Raw genomic sequence first — 20191 nt, 5'->3', positions numbered from 1 at the left:
CCCGGGCGAATCACCCCAGATCGGCAGGATTGGTGTTCGCGCCGCAGAGCAGGGTGGTGACCCGCTCGCCGGGGGCCGGGCGGTAGGCGCCGGAGATCAGGGCGGCGTAGGCGGCGGCGGTGCCGTGCTCGACGACGATCCGGTAGTCGTCCCAGAGTTTCCGGCGGGCGTGGATGATCGCGTCGTCGTCGACCAGGATCGAGTCGATCTCGGCGTCGGTGGCGAGCTCGAAGGCGATGTCGCCGACTCTTCGGGCGCCCAGCGAGTCGGCGGCGACGCCAGAAACCCGAACATCTACCGGTTTTTCGGCTTTTAGCGCTTCATGCAGTGCGCAGGAGGTCACCGGCTCCACCGCGACGATGCGGGCACGACCCCGCAGGGCGGCGATCACGCCGGCCACCAGACCACCACCACCCACAGCGACAAGCACCGTGTCCGAAATTTCGGAGATTTCGAGGGCTAGCGTGCCGTTTCCGGCGACCATCGCCGGGTCGTCGTACGCGTGGCAGAACAGCGCATCGGTCCGTTCGAGGGCCGCCGCATACGCCTCCGCGTACTCGTTGCCGACCTGCACCACCTTCGCGCCCAGTTTGCCGAGCTTGGCGACCTTGACCGCGGGCGCGGTCACCGGCACGAACACCTCGGCCGGCACGCCGAGCTCGCGAGCCGCGTACGCCGCCGCCAGCCCCGCGTTGCCGCCGGAGGCGACCACGACGCCCGCCTCCGGGATCGCGCTGCTGAGCATCTTGTTCATCATGCCGCGGGTCTTGAACGACCCGGCATGCTGCAGATACTCCAGCTTGAACCACCGGCCGGGCTCGGCCTCGACCAGCGGCGTCCGCCGGATCCGGCCGTCGATGCGCCGGGCGGCGGCTTCCACATCCTCACGGTTGATCACGCAGCTAAAGCTATGCCACGCCGCCGCCGGCCTGTTCAGACGGAAGCGGCTAGGCCACGCTCCAGCTGGCCTGTCCGGACGGAACCGGTAACAGCTCACCGATCAGCCGGGCCAGATCGAGCAACCGGTTCGAGAACCCCCACTCGTTGTCGAACCACCCGCGCACCTTCACCCCGCCGTCGGCGGTGGTCTGCGTGCCGGACGGGTCGAACAGGCAGGACGCCGGATTGTTCTTGACGTCGATCGACACGGTCGGGTCCGGGTCGTACGCCAGGATGCCGCGCAGCGGCCCGGCCGCCGCCTCCGCCATCGCCCGGTTGACCTCCTCGACCGACACCGGCCGCCCGGCCTGACCGGACAGTTCGGCGAGCGAGCCGATCGGGGTGGGCACGCAGTAGTAGCTGTAGCGCATCTCGCCGATCTCCGGCAGCGCCACCCGGACCAGGTCACCGACCACGTGGTTGTGCGGGATGATGCTCTCCCCCACCGCCCGGCCCAGCCGCGGATCGTCCCGCGACGTGCCGACCAGTGAGTCCTGCACCCGCCCCCAGCCCTGGCTGGCCAGCATCACCGAGGTGTTCACCGAGCTCAGCCCGAACCGGTCGAGCAGCACCTTGGCCATCACGGTCAGCGCGTTCACCCCGCAGGAGGCCGGCGAGACCACGTCGTGCACGGCCGGGTTGTAGCTGGTGTGGTTCGCGCCGAGCACCAGGAACGCGTCCGGGTCGTCGGCCGAGGCACTGATCACCACCTTGCGGGCGCCACCGTGGGTGATGTGGGTCCGCGCCGTGCCCCCGGCCCGGAACCGGCCGGTCGCCTCGATCACCACCTCGACCCCCTGGTCCGCCCACGGGATGCGCTCCGGGCGCTCGTGGTGGTAGGTGCGGATGGCATGGTCATTGACCACCAGGTACTCCCCGCGCGCGGCGACCGTGCCCGGGAACGAGCCCCGGATGCTGTCCCGTCGCAAGCCGTACGCCAGTTTCTCGGTGCACGCGATGTCATTCACCGCGGCAATCGAGACGCCCGGATTGGGTGCGGCCGCGACGATTCGGGTCAAGCTTCGACCGATCCGCCCCAGGCCGTTGATCCCGATCGCGACAGTCATCGAGCGCTCCTCGACTCCGTTGCTGTGATGTGTTCCCCGTCCGCCAAGGACACCCCCGTTTTGCTCAAGGGTCCACTCGGCGTCACGGGTTCGACACTATGAGTTGTGCAACTTGCACGTCAACGGATGACAATGTCACACCCATCGAGTTACGCCCATCGACGCCCGGTGCTCAATGTGGACGACGTTGCGGCATGCTGGAGACGTGCCGGTACTCCTCTCCTACACCCCGGCGGACGTTGTCTGGGCACAATGGATCAAAAGGTCACTGCAGGCAGCGGGCCATGTGGTGGAAATGCTCCCGGCCGGGGTCGACTTCGCGCATCGGATAGCCGCTGCGCTTTCCGGCCCCGATCCGGTGATCGTTCTCGTCTCCGCGGAGCACCGCGCGACCGGGTCGGACTGGCGCCGGGTGCCCGTCACGCCCACCCTGACGGTGATCCGGCTGGATGCCGTCCCGGCCCCCGCCGCACTGCGCTCGGCGACCTGCGAAAGCCTCTACAACCTGGACGAAGAGGAGGCTTTGGAGATCTTGATGGGCGCCGTCGGCGGCCCGCAAAACCCGTTTTCGCGTACGTCGTGATTGTGGCCGGTTTGAATTCCGAGCCGATCGGGTACGAAGATCGTCGATCTTGTGAGATGAGCGCTTTCGGACCACTCCCGGGCGTTTCGTCAGACGAATGCCCGGTACAGCAGCACCAGGCCGATCGCCGTGCCGAAGCTCACGATCACGTAGCGCAGCACCCGCGCCGGCAGCCGCCGCGCCAGCCGCGCCCCGGCGTAGCCCCCGACCACCGTGGCCGGCGCCAGCACCCCCACCGCGGCCCAGTGCACGTTCGCGAAGAACGCGAAGACCAGCACCGTCATCAGCCCGACGGTCGCCGACAGCACGTTCTTCAACGCGTTGATCCGCTTCAGCGGCTCGTCCAGGATGAGCGCCAGCGCCGCGACGTACATCACCCCGAGCGCGGCCCCGAAGTATCCGCCGTACACCGCCCCGATCAGCACCACCACCTGCAGGGTGACCGCCGCCCGCCGCGGTGACATCGCCCGGGGATGTCCCACCAGGCCACGGAGCCGCTCCTGGAAGGCCAGCGTCGCGGCCGCCCCCAGCACCAGGAACGGCACGATCACCTCGAACACCCGCCCGGGCGTCGCGAGCAGCAGCGCGCACCCGGCGACGCTGCCGAGCACCGCGACCGGCAGGACCGCCCGGACCCGGCCGCCCTGCCCCGCGAGGTCGGCCCGGCTGCCGGCAACGCTGGACACGTACCCCGGGAAGACGGAGACCGAGTTGGTCACGTTGGCGTCCACCGACGGCAACCCGGTGGCGATCAGACTCGGAAAGGTGATCAGCGACCCGCCCCCGGCGATCGCGTTCACCCCACCGGCGGCCACCCCGGCCACCACCAGCAGAAGAACATGCGAAAGATCCATGATGCGAGCGACCCTATCCCCCCGGTCCACCCCACAAGATCAAAACCCGGCCCGGGTACGGGGTACGCCACCGGCCGGGACGTAGGATGTCGGCGACGGACGAGTCGGCTGGGCGGCCGCGTCGGTGCCTCGCGCACCGCCGAGGAACGTCCGGACTCCGCAGAGCAGGGTGGTTGTTAACGGCAACCCGGGGCGACCCGCGGGAAAGTGCCACAGAAAACAGACCGCCGGCGCACGCTTCGGCGTGCACCGGTAAGGGTGAAACGGTGAGGTAAGAGCTCACCAGCACCCCGGGTGACCGGGGTGGCTCGGTAAACCCCACCCGGAGCAAGGCCAAGCAAGGTCGCGGCCGCGAGGCCGTGGCCGGCGCAGGGTTCGAGGGCTGCTCGCCCGATCCTGCGGGTAGGCCGCATGAGCCTGTCGGCAACGGCAGGCCGAGATGGATGGCCGCCACCGCGGACCCTCGGGTCCCGGCCACAGAATCCGGCGTACAGGCCGACTCGTCCGTCACCCTCGGGGCCCGAGAGCTGCCGGAAAAGGCCTGAACGGCCGTTCGGCGCACCTTCCGGCCCGTTCGGCGCACTTTGATCGCCAATGAACCCGGTGTCTCGTTAGCGTGACGGAGACCACACACGCTGTCTCGCTACCGGGAGGCGGATCATGGCGGAGCCCGAATCACCGACGACACCACCACGTACCGATAGCAGTCCCTGGAACTGGTTGCTCCTGGTGCCGATCGTGGTGCCGTTGCTGACGTTCCTGTACAACTTCGACGAGCCCCGGCTCGCCGGCTTCCCGCTCTTCTACTGGCTGCAGTTCGCCTTCATCCTGCTCGGCGTCGCCACGACCTCGCTGGTCTACCGGATGACCCGGAAGCGGGGGCGGCCATGAGCGAGCACATTACTGAGATCGTTGTCTTTTCGTTCCTGTTTCTGCTGGTCAGTGGGATGGGGTTCGTCGCGGCGCGGTGGCGGGCGCCGCAGGACATGGCCCACCTGGACGAGTGGGGGCTGGGCGGGCGCAGCTTCGGCGGCTGGATCACCTGGTTCCTGGTCGGCGGGGACCTGTACACGGCGTACACCTTCGTCGCCGTTCCCGCGCTGATCTTCGGCGCCGGCGCGGCCGGGTTCTTCGCCGTGCCGTACACCGTGGTGATCTATCCGTTGTTCTTCCTGATCCTGATCCGGCTCTGGTCGGTGTCGCACCGGCACGGGTTCGTGACGCCGGCCGACTTCGTGCGGACCCGGTACGACTCGCCGACGCTCGCCCTGCTGGTCGCGATCACCGGGATCGTGGCGACGATGCCGTACATCGCGCTGCAGTTGGTGGGCATCGAGGCGGTGCTCAAGACGATGGGCGTGACCGGGGACAGCCCGATCGCCCGGCATCTGCCGATCATCATCGCGTTCGCGATCCTGGCGGCGTACACGTACCAGTCCGGTCTCCGGGCGCCGGCGCTGATCGCGTTCGTCAAGGACACGCTGATCTACATCGTGATCCTGGTGGCGGTGCTGTACCTGCCGTACAAGCTCGGGGGCTGGGGTGCGATCTTCGAGGCGGCGGACAAGAAGTTCCAGGCCTCGCCGGCGCCCGGTGACGGGATCCTGCTGAACGCCAACAACCAGGTGCAGTACTTCACCCTGGCGCTCGGCTCGGCGCTCGCGCTGTTCCTCTACCCGCACAGCATCACCGGGGTGCTGGCCAGCAAAAATCGCAACGTGATCAAGCGGAACATGTCGGCGCTGCCGGCCTACAGCTTCCTGCTCGGCCTGATCGCGCTGCTCGGCTACATGGCGATCGCGGCCGGGGTGAAGCCGCTGCCCGGCGCGAAGGCCGGCAGCGTGGACAGCAACACCGTGGTGCCGCTGCTGTTCGATCTGCACTTCCCGGCCTGGTTCGCCGGCGTGGCGTTCGCCGCGATCGGCATCGGGGCGCTGGTCCCGGCCGCGATCATGTCGATCGCCGCGGCCAACCTGTTCACCCGCAACATCTACAAGGAGTACCTGAAGCGGGACGCCACCCCGGCTCAGGAGGCGAGCGTCGCCAAGATCACCTCGCTGGTGGTCAAGATCGGCGCGGTGGCGTTCATCGTCTTCCTGGACCCGCAGTTCTCGATCGACCTGCAGCTGATCGGTGGCGTGATCATCCTGCAGACCGCGCCGTCGGTGATCCTCGGCCTCTACGGCCGCTGGCTGCACCGGGGCGCGCTGATCGCCGGCTGGGCGGCCGGGATGATCCTGGCGTTCTGGATGCTCTGGCAGATCCCGAACGCGGCCACCGGCCGCAAGCACTTCGGCGGCTCGGCGTTCGCGCTCTCCGAGTTCGGCTTCGACACCAAGAAGACGATCTACGTCGGGTTCGTCGCGGTCCTGGTGAATCTGCTGGTCGCGGTCCTCGTGACAGTCGTGCTGCGGGCGATGAAGACGCCGGAGGGCGTGGACGGGACCGAGCCGTCCGACTACTTCGCCGACGAGGACGACCCGCGCATCGTCCGGGAGAACACCACGGCGGTGGGCACGGTTTCCTCTACCTGACCGCTTTAGATCAAAGGACGATGTGGTACGTACGGAGCGCCGTGCCCCTGACCGGGGCACGGCGCGCGCGTGCTCACGCCGTACACAAGTCGGGTTTTGATTTTTATAGCGGACCTTGCGGTCCGATGCGAACCTTGCCCCCATTCGCCCGATCCTCCGGTAGCGTCGGGCCTGTTCTCCGAGGGTTCCTCGCGTCTCCGTGTGAGTGGAGGAGGTTCGCGTTGCCGGCGCAGATGACGCTGACTCAGCAGTTCGCCACCGAGTACGCCAAGGGCGCGGTGCCGGGCATGCTGAAAGCGATCCGGACGATCAAGCGCGCCAACAACGGGATTCTGATGGGCGCGCTCGCCGCCAGCTACCTGCATCAGGGTCACTACCTGGTGAGCCTCGGCGCCGGCCTGTTCGCATGGATCGTGCCGGCCGTTTTTGATCTGGCGATGCTGTCCATGCTGACGATCAGCCAGACCGCCGGGATGGCCCAGGACGCGCGGAAGGCCGCCCTCAAGGTCCTCGTCGTGGTGGTCAGCATCTCCGCGGCGGTGAACTTCGCCGCTCCCGGGCCGCTCGGCCTGCGCATCATCTTCTCGCTGGTGGTCGGCCTGGTCGCGGGCGTCGAATGGGTGGCCGCCAAGATCCGCCCGGACTTCGCCGCGATCGAGGCCCGGGAGGTCGAGGCGACCGCCGACATCCGCCCGGCCCGCCGTCTCGACCCGGACGTGGCCCGGCAGCGGGCCATGAAGGCGGCCGCCACCCGGCGGGCCAACCAGGCCGCCCGGGCCGCCGAGGACGTCGCCCGGTCGCGGGCCGCGAAGGCCGCCGAGAAGGCTCGCGAGCGCGCGTCGAAGGACGTCCTGGAGCAGGCCGAGCTGGACGGCTTCTTCGCGGCTCAGCCGTATCAGCAGGGCGCCTATCCGCAGCACCCCGAGGTGACGCAGCAGGTCCGGGTGCGGCGCTGATCCCCGGGGGCCGGCAGACACGCGAGAGCCCGGCTCCCGAGGTGATCCCCGGGGGCCGGGCTCCGTGACGGAACTGATCCGGATCGGTCAGAAGAGGCCGAGCGAGACCGTCTTGGTGAGGGTGGCGTTCTCGTCGTCGCCGTCGAGGGACCACATCATCGCGCCGCCCAGGCCGCGACTCCGGATGTAGAGGGTCTTCTGCAGCAGGACGGCCGGATCGTCGTACGTCCAGAAGGTGTTGCCGTCGAAGAGCCAGGCGTGCCCGTTCCGCAGATCCCGGTGCACCGTGTAGCCCTGTGCCGGAAGCGTCTTCAGCGTCTTCCAGTCCTCGGTGCCGGCCGCGAAGACGCCGGGCGCCGGGCCCGCGGCGGGCTGGAAGAGGCCGTTGCCGGTGCCGGTCACGCCGGTCCAGCCCTGGCCGTAGTAGGGCAGGCCGAGGACCAGCTTCTGGCGCGGGGCGCCGCCACCGAGCCACGCGTTGACCGTGTTCTCGACGGAGAAGTCCGGGTTGTCGGGAGCGCCGGCCGGGACGCGCAGGGCGGACTGCTGGTTGGTCTTCGCCTCCCAGGTGCCGTGGTAGTCGTAGCCCTGGAGGGTGCCGAAGTCGAGGTACTTGAAGATCTTGGAGACCTCGAAGCCGGCGGCGATCTTCGCGGGCGCGGCCGGGAGGAACGCGGTCAGGTCGTAGTGCCGGCGGTTCGTCCTGCCGAGCTTGTCGAGCTGGGCGCGGAACTCGGCGGCGAGCAGCGTGAAGTTCTGCTTGTCCGCGGGCCGGATCACGTTGCCGGCGTTGCCGTCCGAGCCGGGCCACTCCCAGTCCAGGTCGACGCCGTCGAAGATGCCGGCGCCCACCCCGTCGGCCAGGCCGGTCAGGTTGCCCTTGATCCAGAGGTCCACGCAGGACGAGACGAGCTTCTTGCGGGAGGCGTCGGTCAGGGCCGCGTCCGAGAAGTACGCCGAGCCGCTCCAGCCGCCGAGCGAGATCAGCACCCGCAACTTCGGGTTCTTCTTCTTGAGCTCGGCGAGCTGGTTGAGGTTGCCGGCGATCGGCTGGCCGGCGACGTCACCGACGCCGTCCACACTGTTCGCGTCGGAGAACGGGGTCTGCCAGTCGGCCCACGGGTCGGCGGAGGCGCAGACGCCGTCCGCGGTGACCGGGCCGAACGCGTAGTTGAGGTGGGTGAGCCGGGCCGCGGCGCCGGACTTCTGCACCTTGGCCAGCTGGAAGTCCCGGCCGTAGATGCCCCACTGCGTGAAATATCCAACTTTTACATAGTTGCTGGTGACCGAAGCAGAGGCGGGCGCGGGCGCGCCGGCCACGACGGCCGTCACGGCCGCGGCGGCCGCGACGAAACCGCGGGTGAAACCGTTCATGAGCCCCCCAGGAGCGAAACGGTGAAGAAAGTTTCCTAATCGAGGAAACTAAACGTCCCGCCCCGGGAGGGTCAATATCTTCTATCGAAGATGGGCAGTCTCGTTGACCGAACGGACCGCGATGTTGCCGTCCGGCCAGATGTCCATGGTGGATACGCCCGCTGCGTCCAGAAAGAGGCGATGCAGGAACGCGTCACCGGCGGCGAGCGCGTCCCGCAGGATCAGCTTGATCGGCGAGACGTGCGAGACCACCACGACGACCTGACCCGGGTACGCCTGGAGAATCTTCGCCATCGCGCCGCGCACCCGCTTCGCGACCGTCTTGAACGACTCCCCCTGCGGCGGCGCCACGCTGGTCGACTCCAGCCACGCCGACATCTCCCGGGGCCAGCCCTCCTGCACCTCGGCGAAGGTCTTCGCCTCCCAGAGCCCGAAGTCGCACTCGATCAGGTCGTCCATGACCGTCACCGGCACCCCGCCCACCTCGGCGGCGATCAGCTCGGCGGTCCGCACGCAGCGGATCAGCGGCGAGGTCAGCACGGCGCCGACGTCCCGGGACAGCCCGGCCACCCGGCCGGCCGCGGCCATCGCCTGCGCCTCGCCCTCGTCGGTGAGCGGCACGTCGCCGCGACCCGAGTAGCGGCCCTGCGTGGTCATCGCGGTCGAGCCGTGCCGGACCAGGATCAGCCGGGTCGCGTTGTCCAGCGACGGCGGCGCCCAGGAGCGCGGCTTCGGCACCGCGATCCCGGCCGGCGCCGAACCCGCCGAGCTCCGCGGCACCTTGCCGGTGGCCTCGTCCATCGCCCGGTTCGCCAGGGCGTCGGCGTCGGTGTTGCGCTCCCGCGGGATCCAGTCGAAGGTGACCGCCTGGAACTTGGTGACCAGGCCGGCCGCCTCGGCGGCGAGCGGGCGCAGGCCCGGGTTCTTGATCTGCCAGCGGCCGGACATCTGCTCGATCACCAGCTTGGAGTCCATCCGGACGTCGACCCGGGTGGCGTTCAGCTCGGCGGCCGCGCGCAGGCCGGCGATCAGGCCGGAGTACTCCGCGACGTTGTTCGTGGTGGTGCCGAGGGCGGCGTACCGCTCGAGCAGCACCTCGCCGTCGGTGTCCTTGACCACCGCGCCGTAGCCCGCCGGGCCCGGGTTGCCCCGCGAGCCGCCGTCCGCCTCGACGACGACCCGCAGGTCACCGCTCACAGGCCCGACTCCGCGGTCCGGATCATGATCCGGCGGCACTCCTCGCAGCGCACGACGTCGTCGGCCGGGGCGGACTTCACCCGGTTCAGGTCGGCGCCGTACAGCTCGATGCGGCACGCGCCGCAGCGGCCGGCGTAGACGAGCGCGGCGCCCATCCCGGTCTCGGTACGGATCTTGTCGTACAGCGTGACCAGCTCACCCGGCAGGTCCGCGGCGAGCGGGCCGCGGGACGCCGACTTGAACTCCTGCTCCTTGGTGATGTCCGCGTTCGCCTCGTCGCGGCGGCGCTCGGCCTCGTCGCGCCGCACGCCGGCCGTGACGATCCGGGTCTGCACGTCGGCCAGCGACGCCACCGCGGCCTCGCGCTGCTCCATCAGCTCCAGCTCGGCGTCCTCCAGCTCGGACTGCCGCCGGTTCAGCGTGGCCATCTCGTGCTGCAGGCCCTCGACCTGCTTCACCGAGCCGCCCGCGGCCAGCTGCTGCTGGTCCTTGGTCTTGCGCTGGCGAACCTGCTCGATGTCCTTCTCGAACCGGGAGATGTCCCGGTCCAGGTCGTCGACGGCGACCTGGGCGCGGACCCGCTCGTCCTCCAGCGCGGAGATCTCGCGGGCCACCTTCTCGATCTCGGCGAGCTCGGGCAGATTCCGGCGGCGGTGCGCGAGCTGCGCCAGCGCGGTGTCGACGGCCTGCAGGTCGAGCAGGCGACGCTGGGCTTGCGGGGCGGCCTTCACGAGTGGTTCTCCTTCTGCGCAGAGGCGGAATGAACGGTCCAGGGATCCGTGTCCAGGTCGGACACCACCACATCGACGGGGAACTGCGCACGCAGCCAGGCCGCCACCTCGTCCAGCCAGGGTCGCTCGGTCGCCCAGTGCGCGGCGTCGAGCAGCGCCGGGCCGTCGTTGGCGAGATGCTCACCGGCTGGGTGATGCCGCAGGTCCGCGCAAAGATACGCGTCGACCCCGGCACGCGCCGCGTCGGCCAGGAAGGAGTCGCCCGCGCCGCCGCAGACCGCCATCGTACGGATCACCCGCCCCGGATCCCCCGCGGCCCGCACCCCGGCCGAGGTGGCCGGCAGTCGCTCCGCCGCGAACGCGGTCAGGCGGGCCAGGGTGAGCGGCTCGGCCAGCTCACCGATCCGGCCCGCGCCACGGCCCGCGCCGGCGGCCGGGCCCTCGGCGGGCACCAGCGGGCGCAGCCCGGTCAGGCCGAGTCGCGCGGCGAGCGCGTCGGAGACGCCGGGGTCGGCGACGTCCGCGTTGGTGTGCGCGGTGTAGAGCGCCACCTCGGCACGGATCAGCCGGTGCACGATCCGCCCCTTGAACGTGTCCGGGGCGATCGACGACACCGGCTTGAGAAGCAGTGGGTGGTGGGCGACGATCAGGTCGGCGCCGATGGCGAGTGCCTGGTCGACGGTCTCCGGCACGCAGTCGACCACGCAGAGGACGCGGGACACGGCGTGCTCGAACTCACCGAGCACCAGGCCGACCCGGTCCCAGGACTCCGCCCAGCTCCGCGGGTAGCGTGCGTCCAGCGCGTCCACCATCTGGCGGACGGTCGGGGTGGGCGACGGGCCCGTCATGGCCGCACCTCATCGGTTCGTCGCCACCTGCTGCAGTCCGTCACGACCGCAAACTCTATCTCCCTAGGAAACCGCCCCAGGCTCGACTCGGCTCGCCGCTGCGATCGGGTTGCTCACCGCCTGCAGCGCGCGGCGCCACGGGAACTGCCCGCGGAACCGGTCGGTCTGCCCCGGCCCGCCGAGCCGGCACACGTCCTCCCCGTAGAGGACGTGCACCCCCCAGTCCCGCAGCTTGGCGAGGCTCTCGTGCAACGCGGGGTGCAGAGCCATCACCTTGTTCGTGTACGGGACGACGGCGGTCGGCACGCCGTACCCGTACCCCTCCACCAGGAGACCGAGCACCAGCGTGTCGGTGATCCCGGCGGCCCACTTGTTGACCGTGTTGACGGTGGCCGGCGCGACGATCATCGCGTCCGCGGGTGGCAGCACGTCGGGGTCGCCGGGGCTCTTGTAGTAGGTACGCACCGGATGTCCGGTCTGGGCCTGCAGGGCCGCCACGTCGACGAACTTGCGACCGTCCGGCGTGGTGATCACGCAGACCTCCCAGCCCTCGTTCTGCGCGAGGGTGACGAGGATCCCGACGTCCCGGGCCATGGGTGAGCCGCACACGAGGACGTACAGCACACCGGATGAGGGGTTACCGGTAATCACGCGCGTACCCACCTCATACGCCGACTCCCATCTGTTCGGCCAGCTCCGCGATCGGAGCCGGCGGCGTACCCCGCGTCCGGCGGAGCACGTCGGAAAGGACTTCGTGGGCGAGCGGGCGGCAGCGGATCTCCGAGGGAGCGAGCCGGTCGCCCTCCAGCAGCATCTCGCCGGCCTTCTCCACGTCGCCGATCTGTGTGTAGCCGCGCGCGATGTCCAGGTAGTGGTGCGCCCGCCGCTCGGGCAGCAGGGCGTTGAACCCGACCTTGTCCATCCGCTCGTGGGTCTCCACCGCGGTCCGCCCGTCGCCGAGCTCCACCGCGGTGGCACAGCGGTGCAGCTGGACGTTGGTCGGCCCGAAGGAGGTCCAGTAGTGGTTGAAGTCGCCGCCCAGCTCGATCGACGCCTGCTCGGCGCCGCTGAGCAGATCGCGGACGGTGGCGCTGTCCCCGATCCGGGAGGCCGACATCGCCCCGTTGAGCAGCAGCATGCCGTACACCGAGAGCTGTTCGGCCTCGGGCCGGGACGGCCCGGGCGCGAGCCGGTTCGCGATGTTGACGTTGACCTCGAGGGACGGGCGGACCCGGCCGAGGGCCAGCAGCGCGCTGCCCACCCGGTAACTGGCCAGCCCGGCGAGGAGCTGGTCGCCGGCCCGCTGGGAGACCGCGATCGATCGGTCCGCGGCCAGCCAGGAGAGCTCGTGCTCGCCGACTTTCCGCAGCGCCGAGGAGGCGATCTGGTAGACCTGCCCCAGCAGGTGCGCGGCCTTCGAGGCCTGGTCGCTGTTGGCGTGCGCGCTGTCCGCCGCCTGGGCGTCGCGCAGCAGCTTGGGCAGGGCCCGGGCCAGTGCGCCGTATTTCGCGTGCTGGTAGGTGAGCCACGCGTGACTGACCGCTTTGTGCATCTCCGCGAGCGGCGGCGATTGCGGCACAGCCTGGAAAAACGCGCTCATCTGGTCATATCGCTCCAGGGCCGCACGAATCTCCTCGACCTCAACCTGGTCGATGCAGTTCTGCGTCTCCGGCTTGCGCTCCACCTCTTTGCCCAGCAACAGCTGGACATCGACCTGGAGCACGTCCGCGATGTCGTACACCACTGAGAACTTGTCAAGCCGGCGGACCCCGCGCTCCACCTTGTCGACCCAGCTCTTGCTCTTGCCCAGCCGGTCTGCGAAGACCTGCTGGGACATCTTTCGCCTGCCTCGCCAGTAGGCGACGCGGCGGCCGATCGGCAGCTCGTCCACGGTGCCTCCCCCACTCACCCGGCGGCCCTTCCGCCGGTGAGCCATCCGGTGACCTGCAGTGTCAACCGCTCACGTGCGCACAGATCGCACAGCGTGTGTGATCGCCTGCTCACCGATGCTCGTAGTTTTCTTGCAAGTTGCAAAGGGTGGATCTGACCGGCCCAACGAGACTCTCCTCGATGGGATACGGCCGGGCCTCTCGAATCCGGGGGAGTTGGGCTATGCAGTGGACCAACCGTCAGCCGTTCGTCCCACCGTCGCTTCTCGATCGACTCGACCGGGTGCGCCTGCGCCGCGCCGCACTGGCTTACGCCGAGCACGGCTGGGCGGTGGCGCCCGGATCGTTCCTCGCCGGCTCCCGGTTCGACTGCGGTCGCCCCGGGTGCCCGATCACCGGTTGCCATCCGGCCGTCGACTCCCTCGCCGAGTCGGCCACCACCGAGCCCGGCCGGATGACCGGTTGGTGGCGGCGCCGGCCGCACAACGTGCTGCTCACCACCGGCGACGCCTTCGACGTGCTGGAGGTGCCGGCCGTACTGGGTCGCCCGGCCGCCGACCGGGCGAACGGCGTGGCCGGGCCGGTCGCGGTCACCGCGGCCGGTCGATGGATGTTCCTGGTCCGGCCCGGCCGCCCGCTCCGGGCTGAGCTCGACCTGCGCCTGGACGTGGTCCGCCACGGGCCCGGATCGTGGATCCCGGCACCGCCGAGCCGGATGGCCGAGGGCCCGGTCCGCTGGGCGATCGCGCCCGGTCAGGTGGACTGGGCCCTGCCCGACCCCGAGCGGGTGCAGGAGCTGCTGGCCCGCTCGGCGAGCCGGGCGCCCCGGAAGCCGGTCGTGCCGCGTCAGCTCTCCACCGCACGCCGGGCAGCCTGAATCGGACAGACGTTTGCCGCCGGCCGCCTCGTCGCTGCCGGCGGCCGGTTGCCGGGCGTGTGCACGGGAACACATGTCATCCGACAAGGTAGCCCGGACCCCGGCAAGGAGCGAGTCCCCCGAAGGGATGACGCTGATGAATGAAAAAAATCAGGCCCCGAGTTCCCGGTACGCCGTGATCACCGCTTCGGTGCGATCGGCCAGTTCCGGTCCGCTCTCCGCGGCCGGCGCCCCGCCGACCCGGGCCAGTGACCGCTCGGCGTGCCGGGCGGTCGCGGCCACCTGCTGCTCCCGGATGAAGCTCTCGCCGGTCCGGGCCGCCGCGTCGATCGCCCGGACGATCCGGTTCGCGGCCGCCCCGGTCTCCGCCCAGAGCTCGTCGGCCCGCTCCCGCTGGAGGTCCGCGGCGATCCGGGCCGGGCTGTCCGCCGGGATGTCGGCGTCCCGGGTCGACTCCAGGCCGGCCCGCACCCGGCGCAGCTCCTGACGCCGGGCCAGCAGCGTGGCCAACTCGTCCAGGGCGCGGGTCAGCGAGTGGTCGGCGAGCGACGGGTCGACCATGCCACCCAGCGCCGGCCAGGTCCGGCGGACCCGGTAGGAGACCGCGACGGCCCGGGTCAGCGCCGCGCGCTCCGGTTCGGTCCAGAGCACCCGGGCCTCGTCGTCGCGCGGCGTGGCGAACACCGCCGGCTGGGCGGCGCGGGCCTGCCGCCGCCAGGTCCAGGTGATCAGGCCGGCGCTCACGGCCGCCGGGAACCACCAGGTCAGGCCGGTGGCGGCGAGGATCGCGGAGGCGAGAAGAAGAGGGAGGGCGAGGCGGCCGGCATACGCCAGCCGAACCTCGCGGGTGCGCCCGGAAGGCGGTTCGGTCACGGCTTCGATCATTGCTCCGGTACGGCGGTAGCGCGCTCGCCCGGTCCGGGTACGCACCCGGTGCGCCGAGACCACGACCTTCTCCGCGTCAGCGCCGATGTACAGATCCGTGGTCACCGGGCTCCCTCGCCGTCCTGGTCGTCCGGGCGGGCCCGAACCGCCGAGGGGACACCGGCCGGACCCGCCCGTCGCGAGTTGTTCCTCGCCGACAGGATCAGAGATCGGGCGCCACGCGGGCGAGTTGAGCCGCGCTCGGTTGCTTGCGCGTTGCGTTAAGGTCGGCCCGGTGGGCGTGGACGCGGTCGACCTGGTGTTGCGCAAGTACGACGGCCGCCCGCACCGCCGGGTCACCGGCCGCCTGCTCGGCGAGGACGAGTTCGGCACCTGGATCGGCACCCCGCGCGGCACCCTGGTGCGCTACAGCTACGGCCTGCGGCGGATGTCCTGGACCAGCTCCGACTCGGTCCGGCTGATCCCCCGGGACGCCTGGTGGATGGCGATGTTCTCGGCCGAGCCGAGCCGCTCGGAGATCTACTGTGACGTGATCACCCCGGCCCGGCGGACCAGGCCGGCCGAGTTCACCGTGGTCGACCTGGACCTCGACGTGATCCGGATGCGGGCCGGCGGCCGGGTGGTGATCGACGACGAGGACGAGTTCGCCGCGCACACCGTGCGCTTCGGCTATCCGGCCGAGGTGGTGGCCGCGGCCACCGGGGCGGTCACCGAGCTGCACGCCGCGCTGACCGGCGGCGCCGAGCCGTTCGCCGGGCGATACCGCGAGTGGCTGGCCCGCGCCACCGGCCCGGCCCACCGATGGCCCCGGCTCCGCTGATCGGCACGCCCGGAAAACTGTCAGAGGGTGGCCCTAGCGTCGTCCCCATGACCGACACAGCGCTCCGCGACTCCCCGATCACCCTCGACCGCCGCCTCCTGCTCGGCGAGACGGATTATCAGGTCACCGTCTTCCCCACCGAGGATCAGCGACTCGACCTCTGCATCGTGAGCAGCGACGGGGACGGCCAGGTGGTGAGCGAGATCAGCGGCAGCCTCGCCCCGGGTGACCTGGCCGGGCTGACCGACGTGCTCGCCTCCACCCTGGCCGGCCTGATCGCGATGACCGGCACCCCGCATCCCAGCCCGGCCCGGCCACCCGCCGAGCGGGGCCGCGCGCCCAACCGGGGCGCCCGCTGGGCCCCGGCCGACGACGAGCGGCTCCGCGCGCGCTATGCCGCGGGCGCCGCCCAGGCCGAGCTGGCCACCGAGCTCGGCCGCACCACCGGCGGCATCCGGGCCCGACTGGAGCACCTCGGCGAGATCCCGCCCGGCGGCCGGTGGCGGCCACCCCGGACCGACCCACCGGAAAGCCCCTGACCAGCGGCGGCGGTGGGCCGGTCCGGCATCGACCCACCGCCCCACCACCCGCACTCCCGCCCCGCCACCCGTGGCCCCGGCCCGTCGCTGCCCGCCGGTCCCGGCCCGCCGCCCGCCGCTCCCGGCCCACCGTTTCCGGCCGCTGCCCGCGCTCCCGGCCCGCCGCTCCCGGCCCGCCGCTTCCGGCCACCGCCCGCCGCTTCCGGCCACCGCCCGCCGCTTCCGGCCACCGCCCGCGGCTTTGGCTCGTCGCTTTCGGCCGCCGCTTGCGCTCCCGGCCCGCGCCGCCGACGGCTTTGGCCGGCGGCTCGGCCCGGCTGACGACTCGCGGCCCTCAACAGACTCCGGGTGCTCGCATCCGGACCGCGCGGAACGGATCACGGCAGCGCATTGTGGACAGGCATGACGACCGCCAAGGTCCGGGCAATCCACGGACTGGGGGTGTCGAAGGTGGTGGGCGCGGTAGGTTTCGAACCTACGACCCCCCGCTTGTAAGGCGGGTGCTCTCCCACTGAGCTACGCGCCCGGCTGCGGCTAAGCGCCGGAGTGGTCATCTTACCCTGCCACGGCTCGCGGCCCGAGTGCGCCGCAGATCACAGCCGGGACGCCAGCCAGGAGCCAGGGCGGGCTGGTTGTGGGTCAGGGGGTCAGGGTGGCGAGGGCGGCGCGCCAGCCGGACTGGTCGCGGGTCTCGCCCGGGCCGGTCATCTCGGCGAAGCGGATCATGCCGTCCGCGCCGATCAGGAACGTGCCGCGGTTGGCGATGCCGGTCTCCTCGTCGAAGACGCCGTAGGCGCGGGCCACCGCCCCGTGCGGCCAGAAGTCGGCGAGCAGGGGGAAGTCGAAGCCCTCCTGCTCGGCCCAGACCTTGTGGCCGTAGACCGAGTCCACGCTGACCGTCAGCACCTGCACCCGATCGTTGACGTAGTCGGCCCGGCGTTCCTGGATCTCGGTCAGCTCGCCGTGGCAGCGCCGGCTGAACGCCAGCGGATAGAACACCAGCAGGACCGCCTTGCGGCTGTGGAAGCCGCTGAGGCGTACCTCCTGGTTGTTCTGATCCTTGAGCAGGAAATCCGGCGCCGGCACGCCCACCTCGATCGGCATCCGCCCAGCCTAGAGGCCGCCCCGGCAAGCCAGGCCGCAGCCCCGCGTGCCCGATGGGGACGGACATGGTCATGCCGGATGGTCGGCGCCCAGGAGGACGCCGACCAGAAGCGGGGAGGGCGGCGAGCTACTTCTTCTTGGCGGCGCCTCGCGGAGAGACCAGCCGAGCCCCGGTCCAGTCCTTGCCGGCGTTCACCGTCGAGGTCTGCTGCAGGCCGGCGGTGGGTGCCGACTCACTGATCTCGCTCGGTTCGACGTGCCCGTCACGCCCGGCTTTCGGGGTCAGCAACCACACCACACCGTTGTCGGCGAGGGGGCCAAGTGCGTCGGTGAGCAGCTCGAACAGATCACCGTCGCCGTCGCGGTACCACAACAGCACCGCATCGACGACCTCGTCGGTGTCCTCGTCGACCAAATCACCGACGCGTTCGGTCAGGGCGTCACGGAGCTCTTCGTCGACATCGTCGTCGTAGCCCATCTCCATGACCACCATGCTCGGCTCGAAGCCGAACCGGTCCGCCAGGCTGCGTACGCCGTCGGCCTGACCCGCGGTCGCGCTCACTGTCCAAATCCTCCTAGCCGTGAAATGCCTTGAAAAAGTACCGGAACTTGGGGGTAGTCCACACACTCCGGGGCGCGCGCGCAAGTGGCGCACCGAGTGTGTGGCAATTTACCGTGCCAGTAGTGCCTGGGCACCCTGTGTGATGGCATCCTCTCCCACCAGCACGTGCTGAGCGGCCGGTCCCAGTGGAACCGGTGCGTCGGCGGCCGCCACCCGGCGGGCCGAGCCGACGAAAGCCCCGTCGACGAGCGCCGCCAGCACGCCCTCGCCGACGCCGCCGGAGCGACGGGTCTCGTCGACGATGAGCACCCGGCCGGTGGCCAGGGACTCGCGCACCAGGTCAGCGACGGGTAACGGGTTGAGCCATCGTAGATCGACCACCCGGGTGCCGTACCCGTCGGCGGCGAGCCGGGCCGCAACCCGCAGGGACATCCGCACCCCGCCACCGTACGTGACGATGGTGAGGTCCTGCGCCGTGCCCAGGGTGTAGATCCGCGCACGGCCGATCGGAGCGTGCTCGCCGGCCCATCGGTCGGGGCCCGGATAGGCCGCCAGCCACTCGTTGTCGCCTTGCTGATAGAGGTCCCTCGTCTGATACAGCGCGGCCGGCTCGAGGAAGACGCAGACGCTCCCGTCCACCTCGGCGGCGGCCAGGCAGGTGCGCAGCATCGGCGCCGCGTCCTGCGCCCGGGCCGGGACCGCGACGACCAGCCCGGGCACGTCGCGGAGCACGGCGACCGAGTTGTCGTTGGCCAGCGGACCGCCCAGGCCGTACGGGTCGGCGAGCGCCGGGATCCGCAGCACCATCGGGTTGCGGTAGGCCCCGGAGGAGAGGAACGACATGGTGGCCGCCTCCACCCGCAGCTGGTCCTCGCCGCTGTGCAGGGCGGCCAGGCCGGGCAGCTCGGGCACCGGGAGCAGGCCGGCCAGCCCGGCGCCGAGGGCCAGTCCGAGCACGCTGGTGGCGTCGGCCAGGGTGTCGAAGACCCGGTCGCCGCCGCGCTCGCGCAGCCCGGCGGTGACCCCGTGGCGCCCGCCACGGGTGGTGCCCGGGCCGAAGATCCGCAGATGCGGGCGGGCGGCCAGGGCGTCGGTGAGGGTGGCGTTGACGGTCTGCGCCAGGGTCATCGCCCCGGCCTGCTCGGGCAGGCTCCCGCCGAAGACCCGGGAGCGGTTCGCCGCGGCCGGCCCGGTGGCCCGGCTCGCCGCGTCGGCGATGGCGTGCGCGACCCGCAGCGGCCGGCGCGGGGCGAGCGAGGCCACGATCTCCCCGACGGTGGCCAGTTTCGGCTCGCCGAGCACCTCCTCGGCGGCCTTGCGGACCTGCCAGCCGACCTCGTCGTAGCGGGTGATCACGTCGTCCGGGCCGAGCAGGCCGGCCTCGACCAGGAGGCGGGCGGTGCCGACCAGCGGGTCGCGGTCCAGCTCCGGGCCGGTCTCCGGGTCGCCGGGATCCTCCAGCAGCCGGATCGTGCCCAGGTGCAGGACCGCGGGACGGCGCTCGCGGCGGACGTACTCCGCCGCCTCGACCGCCGCGTCGTAGGTGGCGGCGAGATCACACCCGTCCGCGTACGAGTACCGCACCCCCGGCCGTCCGCGGAGCACCGCGGCCACCCAGCCGTCCGGGGCCGGCCCGCCGGGCGCGTCGTCCTCGCAGATCAGCAGCAGCGGGATCCGCTGGTCGGCCCGGTCGTGCCAGCCGGCGGCGTGCAGGGCCGCGGTCGCCCCGGGCTGGTCGACCCCGTCGTCGCCGAAGCCGGCCGCGACGATCGCGTCGGAGGGCCAGCGCGGGTCGGGCGAGTGGCTCAGTCCGTACGCCAGCCCGACCGCGCGCGGCAGGTGACCCGCCGGCGTCGAGATCACCGGGACCAGATGCAGCTCGGCGTTGCCGAAGACCTTGTCCCGGCCGCCGCTGATCGGATCGCGGACCGAGGCCACGATGCCGCGCAGGATGTCCCGGGCGGCCTCCTCGAGCCGCTGCACGCGGTTCTCCCGGGCGGACTGGCCGGCCCGGGCGCAGTAGAACGCCCCGGCCCGGTCGTGCGGCAGCGCCGGATCGTCGCCGCGCAGCGCGGCGGCGACGGCGGCGTTCCCCTCGTGGCCGGCCGAGCCGACGGTGTGGAAGCCCTCGTTGAAGCTGCGCAGCCAGCGCGCGGCGAGATCGAGGTGACGGCTGGTCAGTTGGGCGTCGAAGAGCTCCAGGGCACGGGCGCCGGTCAGCGTGGTCCCGTCGCGGACCGGGTCGCCGGGGGCGCGCCGGTGCTCCGGGATCCGCAGGGCCGAGACCGCATCGCGGAACCGCTCGTCGAGGTTTTGCGGGGTGGTCACGAAGTCAGCATCGCGGACCGGGGCGAGCCCTGCCACCCACCGGATTCCGATCATTGATGTCGATCTTCCAGCGGGACCCCCCGTACCGATGGTGGAATGTCCGA

Annotated in this window: 20 protein-coding genes, 1 tRNA gene and 1 other RNA gene; 8 read left to right on the top strand and 14 right to left on the bottom strand. The window is 71.2% G+C overall.

The window, feature by feature from the left end:
* Positions 1-10: 10 nt before the first annotated feature.
* Both L3i22_RS07460 and L3i22_RS07455 read right to left on the bottom strand, forming a co-directional pair.
* Positions 11-898 (bottom strand): threonine/serine dehydratase, encoded by an 888-nt coding sequence (locus tag L3i22_RS07460; RefSeq protein ID WP_221326241.1) that lies wholly within the window; start codon positions 896-898, stop codon positions 11-13.
* Between the two features lie 49 nt (positions 899-947).
* Complete coding sequence (locus tag L3i22_RS07455) at positions 948-2006, bottom strand: type I glyceraldehyde-3-phosphate dehydrogenase (protein WP_221326240.1); 1059 nt, start codon at positions 2004-2006, stop codon at positions 948-950.
* Positions 2007-2211: 205 nt separating this feature from the next.
* Here L3i22_RS07455 and L3i22_RS07450 point away from each other — a divergent pair, with 205 nt between their 5' ends.
* Complete coding sequence (locus L3i22_RS07450; protein WP_221326239.1) at positions 2212-2589, top strand: toll/interleukin-1 receptor domain-containing protein; 378 nt, start codon at positions 2212-2214, stop codon at positions 2587-2589.
* Positions 2590-2678: 89 nt separating this feature from the next.
* Here L3i22_RS07450 and L3i22_RS07445 read toward each other — a convergent pair whose 3' ends face one another.
* Positions 2679-3443 carry a sulfite exporter TauE/SafE family protein gene (locus tag L3i22_RS07445; protein ID WP_221326238.1) on the bottom strand — a complete coding sequence of 255 codons (765 nt, stop codon included), beginning with the start codon at positions 3441-3443 and terminating at the stop codon, positions 2679-2681.
* A gap of 100 nt (positions 3444-3543) precedes the next feature.
* Here L3i22_RS07445 and rnpB point away from each other — a divergent pair.
* The 4 genes from rnpB to L3i22_RS07425 all read left to right on the top strand — a co-directional run bounded on the left by rnpB (position 3544) and on the right by L3i22_RS07425 (position 6933).
* Positions 3544-3950: RNase P RNA component class A (gene rnpB / locus L3i22_RS07440), an RNA gene on the top strand.
* Positions 3951-4103: 153 nt separating this feature from the next.
* Positions 4104-4334: a DUF3311 domain-containing protein gene (locus L3i22_RS07435; protein WP_221326237.1), complete on the top strand. Its 231-nt coding sequence runs from the start codon at positions 4104-4106 to the stop codon at positions 4332-4334.
* Positions 4331-5977 (top strand): monocarboxylate uptake permease MctP, encoded by a 1647-nt coding sequence (gene mctP / locus L3i22_RS07430; protein WP_221326236.1) that lies wholly within the window; start codon positions 4331-4333, stop codon positions 5975-5977. The genes L3i22_RS07435 and mctP overlap by 4 nt, the downstream gene beginning before the upstream one ends.
* Positions 5978-6198: 221 nt before the next feature.
* Positions 6199-6933 (top strand): hypothetical protein, encoded by a 735-nt coding sequence (locus tag L3i22_RS07425; protein WP_255658024.1) that lies wholly within the window; start codon positions 6199-6201, stop codon positions 6931-6933.
* Between the two features lie 87 nt (positions 6934-7020).
* Here the strand turns inward: L3i22_RS07425 and L3i22_RS07420 are convergent, their stop codons facing one another.
* The 6 genes from L3i22_RS07420 to L3i22_RS07395 all read right to left on the bottom strand — a co-directional run bounded on the left by L3i22_RS07420 (position 7021) and on the right by L3i22_RS07395 (position 12974).
* A complete protein-coding gene (locus L3i22_RS07420) occupies positions 7021-8307 on the bottom strand; it encodes a glycoside hydrolase family 18 protein (protein ID WP_221326235.1) in 1287 nt (428 codons plus the stop codon).
* 81 nt (positions 8308-8388) lie between these two features.
* Positions 8389-9504 carry a bifunctional RNase H/acid phosphatase gene (locus L3i22_RS07415; protein ID WP_221326234.1) on the bottom strand — a complete coding sequence of 372 codons (1116 nt, stop codon included), beginning with the start codon at positions 9502-9504 and terminating at the stop codon, positions 8389-8391.
* Positions 9501-10235 carry a zinc ribbon domain-containing protein gene (locus L3i22_RS07410; protein ID WP_221326233.1) on the bottom strand — a complete coding sequence of 245 codons (735 nt, stop codon included), beginning with the start codon at positions 10233-10235 and terminating at the stop codon, positions 9501-9503. The genes L3i22_RS07415 and L3i22_RS07410 overlap by 4 nt, the downstream gene beginning before the upstream one ends.
* Positions 10232-11083 (bottom strand): Nif3-like dinuclear metal center hexameric protein, encoded by an 852-nt coding sequence (locus tag L3i22_RS07405; protein ID WP_221326232.1) that lies wholly within the window; start codon positions 11081-11083, stop codon positions 10232-10234. Before L3i22_RS07405 ends, L3i22_RS07410 begins: the two co-directional genes overlap by 4 nt.
* Before the next feature lie 63 nt (positions 11084-11146).
* Positions 11147-11734, bottom strand: a complete 588-nt coding sequence (locus tag L3i22_RS07400; RefSeq protein ID WP_221326231.1) for a flavoprotein — start codon at positions 11732-11734, stop codon at positions 11147-11149.
* A gap of 13 nt (positions 11735-11747) precedes the next feature.
* A complete protein-coding gene (locus L3i22_RS07395; RefSeq protein WP_221326230.1) occupies positions 11748-12974 on the bottom strand; it encodes a helix-turn-helix domain-containing protein in 1227 nt (408 codons plus the stop codon).
* Positions 12975-13195: 221 nt separating this feature from the next.
* Between L3i22_RS07395 and L3i22_RS07390 the strand changes: the two genes are divergently transcribed.
* The gene (locus tag L3i22_RS07390) at positions 13196-13849 is read left to right on the top strand and encodes a bifunctional DNA primase/polymerase (RefSeq protein ID WP_221326229.1); all 654 of its coding nucleotides are present in this window, start codon (positions 13196-13198) and stop codon (positions 13847-13849) included.
* 150 nt (positions 13850-13999) lie between these two features.
* Here the strand turns inward: L3i22_RS07390 and L3i22_RS07385 are convergent, their stop codons facing one another.
* Positions 14000-14839: a hypothetical protein gene (locus tag L3i22_RS07385; protein WP_221326228.1), complete on the bottom strand. Its 840-nt coding sequence runs from the start codon at positions 14837-14839 to the stop codon at positions 14000-14002.
* A 169-nt stretch (positions 14840-15008) separates the two neighbouring features.
* Between L3i22_RS07385 and L3i22_RS07380 the strand changes: the two genes are divergently transcribed.
* Together L3i22_RS07380 and L3i22_RS07375 are read left to right on the top strand one after the other, a co-directional pair.
* On the top strand, positions 15009-15554 hold the full coding sequence (locus tag L3i22_RS07380) for a DUF402 domain-containing protein (protein ID WP_255658023.1): 546 nt from the start codon (positions 15009-15011) through the stop codon (positions 15552-15554).
* Positions 15555-15601: 47 nt separating this feature from the next.
* The gene (locus L3i22_RS07375; RefSeq protein WP_221326227.1) at positions 15602-16093 is read left to right on the top strand and encodes a hypothetical protein; all 492 of its coding nucleotides are present in this window, start codon (positions 15602-15604) and stop codon (positions 16091-16093) included.
* 451 nt (positions 16094-16544) lie between these two features.
* Here L3i22_RS07375 and L3i22_RS07370 read toward each other — a convergent pair.
* The 4 genes from L3i22_RS07370 to L3i22_RS07355 form a co-directional block, all read right to left on the bottom strand.
* Positions 16545-16619: transfer RNA gene (locus L3i22_RS07370), tRNA-Val, on the bottom strand.
* Between the two features lie 113 nt (positions 16620-16732).
* On the bottom strand, positions 16733-17197 hold the full coding sequence (locus L3i22_RS07365; protein WP_221326226.1) for a peroxiredoxin: 465 nt from the start codon (positions 17195-17197) through the stop codon (positions 16733-16735).
* 127 nt (positions 17198-17324) lie between these two features.
* Positions 17325-17759 (bottom strand): DUF3052 domain-containing protein, encoded by a 435-nt coding sequence (locus tag L3i22_RS07360; RefSeq protein ID WP_221326225.1) that lies wholly within the window; start codon positions 17757-17759, stop codon positions 17325-17327.
* A 108-nt stretch (positions 17760-17867) separates the two neighbouring features.
* Positions 17868-20141: a transketolase C-terminal domain-containing protein gene (locus L3i22_RS07355; protein WP_221326224.1), complete on the bottom strand. Its 2274-nt coding sequence runs from the start codon at positions 20139-20141 to the stop codon at positions 17868-17870.
* Between the last annotated feature and the right edge of the window lie 50 nt (positions 20142-20191).

The sequence above is a fragment of the Actinoplanes sp. L3-i22 genome, from assembly GCF_019704555.1.
Taxonomy (GTDB): domain Bacteria; phylum Actinomycetota; class Actinomycetes; order Mycobacteriales; family Micromonosporaceae; genus Actinoplanes.
This window is presented reverse-complemented; position numbering and strand designations above follow the sequence as displayed.